The sequence below is a fragment of the Cellulomonas pasadenensis genome, from assembly GCF_047229365.1.
Classification (GTDB): Bacteria; Actinomycetota; Actinomycetes; order Actinomycetales; family Cellulomonadaceae; genus Cellulomonas.
This window is the reverse complement of the sequence record NZ_JBFTEP010000193.1, coordinates 1-4,964: the sequence shown is the minus strand read 5'-3', so window position 1 is coordinate 4,964 and position 4,964 is coordinate 1. Positions and strand designations below refer to the sequence as shown.

The window sequence follows — 4,964 nt, the reverse complement described above, 5'->3', positions numbered from 1 at the left end:
GAGCAGCTCGGCCCCGACGAGCGCGCCGACCGCGCGGACGTGCGCGCCGCGCTGGGCGAGCTCGCGCGGGGCCTGGTCGCCGGCGCGCGGTGGCTCGTCGCCCGCCGGACGCCCGCGCAGGCGCTCGGCATCATGGCGCTGCACCGGTTCTGCTACGGCGCGGTCTTCATCGCGAGCATCCTCATCTCGCGCAACCTGCTGTCCGACCCGGCGGACGTCGACGCGGGCCTGCGGACCTTCGCGTCCGTGCTGGTCGCGAGCGGCGTCGGGTTCGCGCTCGCCGTCGTCCTGACGCCCGTGCTGAGCCCGCGCACCGGGCCGCACCGCTGGATCGTGCTGTGCCTGGGGCTCGCGGTGGTGAGCCAGCTGCTGCTGGCCGTGACGGTCGAGCGGTGGGCCGTGCTCGCGGGCGGGCTCGCGCTGGGCCTCGCGGCGCAGGGCGCGAAGATCGCGGTGGACACCATCGTGCAGCGCGACACCGTCGACGCGTACCGCGGGCGGGCGTTCTCGCTGTACGACGTCCTGTACAACGCCGCGTTCGTCGGTGCGGCCGCGCTCGCCGCGGTGACGCTGCCGGACACCGGCTGGTCCCGGCCCGTGTTCGTGGCGCTCGCCGTCGTGTACGCGCTCGGTGCGGCGGTGTACGCGGCGGCGCCGCACGAGCCGGCGGACGTCCCGGGGCCGGCCCGCCAGGCGGCGGCCACGTGACCGGGTCCGACGGCGGCCGCGCGAGCGCGCCCGGCAGCCCGCCGCCCGCCCTGCTCGAGGACGTCCTCACGGGCGAGCTCGCGCGCCGCGTCCTCGTCGACCAGACCCTCGCCATGGTCGTCAGCGACCCGTCGCAGCCCGACGAGCCGGTCGTCTGGTCGAACGCCGCCTTCACCCGCCTGACGGGCTACGCGCCGCACGAGGTGCAGGGGCGCAACTGCCGGTTCCTGCAGACGCCGCGCACCGACCCCGCCGCCGTCGCGCGCCTGCGGGCGGCCCTCGACGCAGGGGAGGACCACGTCGCGCTCCTGCTCAACGCGCGCAAGGACGGCTCGGAGTTCTGGAACCAGCTCGTCGTCACCCACCTGCGCGACGACGCGGGACGCGTCACGCACCGGGTCGGCGTGCAGGTGGACGTCACCGCACGGGCGGCGGGCGAGGCGGCGCGCGACGTCGAGCTGTCCCTCGCGCGACGCACCGGCGAGCGCCTCGCCCTGCTGGCCGAGGTCACCGACGAGCTCACCCGGCACCTCGAGTACGAGCACGCCGTCGACGCGCTCGCCGAGATCGTCGTGCCCCGGATGGCGACGTGGGGGTTCGTCGTCGTCACGAACGAGCGCGGCCGGTTCGAGCGGCTGCACGTCGTGTCCACCGACCCGGGCACCGCCTGGGCGGCGGAGGAGCTCGCGCACGAGAGCCCCGAGTGGCTGCTGCAGTCGCCGCGGCTGCGCGCCGCACTGTCGTCCGCGCCGGACGCGGTCGCGGACGCCCTGCCCGTCGACGTGGACTCCCTGCCGACCCGCACGACGCCCCGCCAGCTCGAGCTCCTGCGCACGCTGCGGCTCGGGTCGGCGCTGCTCGTGCCGCTGCGGGCGCGCTCCCGCGTGATCGGCGTGCTCTGCCTGGTCAGCGACCGCCAGGACGGGTTCGACCGCGAGGCCGTCGTCACCGCCGCGCACCTGAGCAGCCGCGCGGGCGTCGTCCTCGAGAACGTGCGCCTGTACCTGGCGGAGCGGGACGCCGCGCTGACGCTGCAGCACAGCCTGCTGCCCGTGCTCGGCGACGTGGCGAACCTCGACGTCGCGGCGTCCTACCTGCCGTCGGGCCGGCGCGCCGAGGTCGGCGGCGACTGGTTCGACGCGTTCGCCCTGCCCGACGGCGCCGTCAGCCTGGCCGTCGGGGACGTCGTGGGGCACGACCTGCGCGCCGCCGCGTCGATGGGCCAGCTGCGGTCCCTGCTGCGCGCCGCCGTGTGGCGGGGCGACGCGCCGGGCACGGCCCTCGCGCGGCTCGACGAGCTGGTCCGCGGCCTGGAGCTGGCCGACCTGGCGACGTGCGTCCAGGTGCGCTGGGAGCGCACGGACGCCGGCGCGCACCTGACCTGGGCGACCGCCGGCCACCCGCCGGGCCTCGTCCGGCTGCCGGACGGCGAGGTCGTCGAGCTCACCGGCGGCAGCACCACGCCCGTCGGGCTCGCCGGACCGGGCCGCGGCTCGGAGGCGTCCGCGACGTTCCCGCGCGGCGCGACGCTCGTCCTCTACAGCGACGGGCTCGTCGAGCGCCGCGACCGCACGCTGCGCGACGGCATCGCCGAGCTCCGGGACGCGCTGGCGGCGACCCCGCCGGGTGCGTCGGCGGAGCAGGTCCGCGACGCGCTCGTCGCCGGGCTCGTCGGCCGGCACCAGGAGGACGACGTCTGCCTCCTCGTCGTCCGCGACGCCTGACGCCGGCGACTCCCGACGCGTCCGCGACGCCCGGGGCCTCAGCCCGCGGACCCCTGCGGACCCGGCCCCTGGGGAACCGGCCCCTGCGGATCCGACCCCTGCCGGTCCGCCCACCACCGCAGCAGCTCCGCGCGCGCCGCGTCCTCGCCGAGCGGCCCGCGGTCCATGCGCAGCTCGAGCAGGAACCGGTACGCCTCGCCGACGTCGCGACCGGGACCGACGCCGAGCGCGGCCATGATCTGCGTGCCGTCGAGGTCGGGCCGGATCGCGGCGAGCTCCTCCTGCTCGCGCAGACGGGCGATGCGGCTCTCCAGGTCGTCGTACGCGGCGGACAGGCGCGCGGCCTTGCGCGTGTTGCGCGTCGTCGAGTCGGAGCGCGTGAGGCGGTGCAGGCGCTCGAGCAGCGGCCCGGCGTCCGTGACGTACCGGCGCACCGCGGAGTCGGTCCACTCGCCCTCGCCGTACCCGTGGAACCGCAGGTGCAGCTCGGTGAGGCGGGCGACGTCCTGCACGGTCTGCTTGTCGAACCGCAGCGCCTTGAGCCGCTTGGCGACCATCTTGGCGCCGACGACCTCGTGGTGGTGGAAGCTGACGCCGCCGTCGGGCTCGAACCGGCGGGTGCGCGGCTTGCCGATGTCGTGCAGCAGCGCGGCGAGGCGCAGCACGAGGTCCGGGCCGGGGACGGCGCCGTCGGGCCCGGTCTCCAGCGCGATCGCCTTCTCGAGCACCATCAGGGAGTGCTCGTAGACGTTCTTGTGGCGGTGGTGCTCGTCGATGTCGAGCCGCAGGGCGGGCAGCTCCGGCAGGACGTGCTCGGCGAGGCCCGTGTCGACGAGCAGCTCGAGGCCGGCGCGCGCGTGCGGCGCGAGCAGCAGCTTGACCAGCTCGTCGCGGACGCGCTCCGCCGAGACGATCGTGATGCGCTCCGCCATGTCGACGACGGCCGCGCGGGCGGCGTCGTCGAGCGTGAAGCCGAGCTGGGCGACGAACCTCGCCGCGCGCATCATGCGCAGCGGGTCGTCGTCGAACGACTGCCGCGGGTCGACGGGCGTGCGCAGCACGCGGCGCGCCAGGTCGCCGAGGCCGTCGAACGGGTCGACGAAGACGAGGTCCGGCACGCGCACCGCCATCGCGTTGACCGTGAAGTCCCGGCGGGACAGGTCGCCCTCGAGGGTGTCGCCGAACGCGACGACGGGCTTGCGGGACGACGCGTCGTACTCGTCGGTGCGGTACGTCGTCACCTCGACGACGACGTCGGCCGACCCGGCGCCGCGCCGGCCCGCGAACCGGCGCGCGCCGACCGTGCCGAACTCGCGGCCGACGTCCCAGTGCGCGTCGCCCCACGCCGCCAGCAGCGGCTCGGCGTCGTCCGGCGTCGCCGACGTGGCGAAGTCGAGGTCGTTGCTCGCGCGGCCGAGGAACGCGTCGCGGACGGGCCCGCCGACGAGCGCGAGCTCGTGCCCGGCCGTGCGGAACGCCTCCCCGAGCGGCCCGGCGTCCGGCGCCATGCGCGTCAGCACGTCGATCGCGCGGCGCTGGAGCTGGACGACGGAGGGCTGCTGCTGGGAGGGGGACGGTCGGTCGTCGGTCTCGCGCGGCACCGCACCAGGGTGCCAGAGGTCGCGTCCGGCGCCGCGCGCCGCCGGGCGACGACCGGGTGACCGGGCAGGACGACACGGGACAGGAGGGGAGGACTCGTTACAGTGTCGGCATGTCCGCCGCCGCCCATCCGCCCGTCCCCGGGCGTGTGCCGGCGCCGCCCGGCGGCCACCCCCTCCGCATCGACCCCGCCCGGCTCGCCCCCCGCCCGCATCCCGTGCCGGTGCCGGTGGTGGACGAGACGTCGGCCGGCGGCCTCGTCGTGACGCGCCGGCACGGCGAGTACGAGGCGGCCGTCATCGCGCGGCGCAACCGGGCCGGACGGCTCGAGTGGTGCCTGCCGAAGGGCCACCTCGAGGGCGACGAGACGCCCGAGGAGGCCGCGGTCCGCGAGATCGCCGAGGAGACGGGCATCACCGGCCGGGTCCTGCGGCGGCTCGGCGTCATCGACTACTGGTTCTCCGGCGACGACCGGCGCGTGCACAAGGTCGTGCACCACTTCCTGCTCGGCGCCGTGCACGGCGACCTCACGGTCGAGAACGACCCCGACGGCGAGGCCGAGGACGTCGAGTGGGTGCGCGTCGCCGACCTGTCCGCGCGCCTCGCGTACCCGAACGAGCGCCGGCTCGCCGGCACGGCCCTCGTGGTCCTCACCGACGACGCATGAGCGCACCCGCCCGCCGTCGCACCCCGCCCGCGCTGCTCGCGCTGCTGGTGCTGGCCGGGCTGCTCGCGGGCGTCGTCGGGCTGCTGGTGCCGACCGCCGCGGACGCCCGCGCCGCCGGCACGCCGGAGCCGACGTCGTCCCCCCCCCCCCCCCCCCCCCCCCCCCCCGGCGGCCCCCCCCCCCCCCCCCCACGGCGGTGGGCCGGAACGGGAAGCGCTCGACGTCGCTCGCGCGCGTCGACCCCGTGAGCACGAGGTACGTCCGCA

4 protein-coding genes are annotated in these 4,964 nt (G+C 76.9%); 3 read left to right on the top strand and 1 reads right to left on the bottom strand.

The features are described 5' to 3' along the window. Together AB6N23_RS17250 and AB6N23_RS17245 are read left to right on the top strand one after the other, a co-directional pair. Positions 1 to 708, top strand: a 708-nt coding sequence (locus AB6N23_RS17250; RefSeq protein WP_412867202.1) for an MFS transporter, incomplete at its 5' end; no start/stop codon positions are given. Further along, positions 705 to 2,432 carry a SpoIIE family protein phosphatase gene (locus tag AB6N23_RS17245; RefSeq protein ID WP_412867201.1) on the top strand — a complete coding sequence of 576 codons (1,728 nt, stop codon included), beginning with the start codon at positions 705 to 707 and terminating at the stop codon, positions 2,430 to 2,432. The genes AB6N23_RS17250 and AB6N23_RS17245, both read left to right, overlap by 4 nt. A gap of 38 nt (positions 2,433 to 2,470) precedes the next feature. Here AB6N23_RS17245 and AB6N23_RS17240 read toward each other — a convergent pair whose 3' ends face one another. Then, positions 2,471 to 3,940, bottom strand: coding sequence for a CCA tRNA nucleotidyltransferase (locus AB6N23_RS17240; RefSeq protein ID WP_412867203.1), 1,470 nt, complete (start codon positions 3,938 to 3,940; stop codon positions 2,471 to 2,473). Positions 3,941 to 4,143: 203 nt separating this feature from the next. Here AB6N23_RS17240 and AB6N23_RS17235 point away from each other — a divergent pair, with 203 nt between their 5' ends. After that, on the top strand, positions 4,144 to 4,698 hold the full coding sequence (locus tag AB6N23_RS17235; RefSeq protein ID WP_412867200.1) for an NUDIX hydrolase: 555 nt from the start codon (positions 4,144 to 4,146) through the stop codon (positions 4,696 to 4,698). The last annotated feature ends 266 nt before the right edge of the window (positions 4,699 to 4,964 follow it).

Coding starts and splice junctions, on each gene's coding strand:
- AB6N23_RS17235 (WP_412867200.1), top strand. CDS start 4,144: ATGTCCGCCGCCGCCCATCCGCCCGTCCCCGGGCGTGTGCCGGCGCCG.
- AB6N23_RS17240 (WP_412867203.1), bottom strand. CDS start 3,940: ATGGCGCCGGACGCCGGGCCGCTCGGGGAGGCGTTCCGCACGGCCGGG.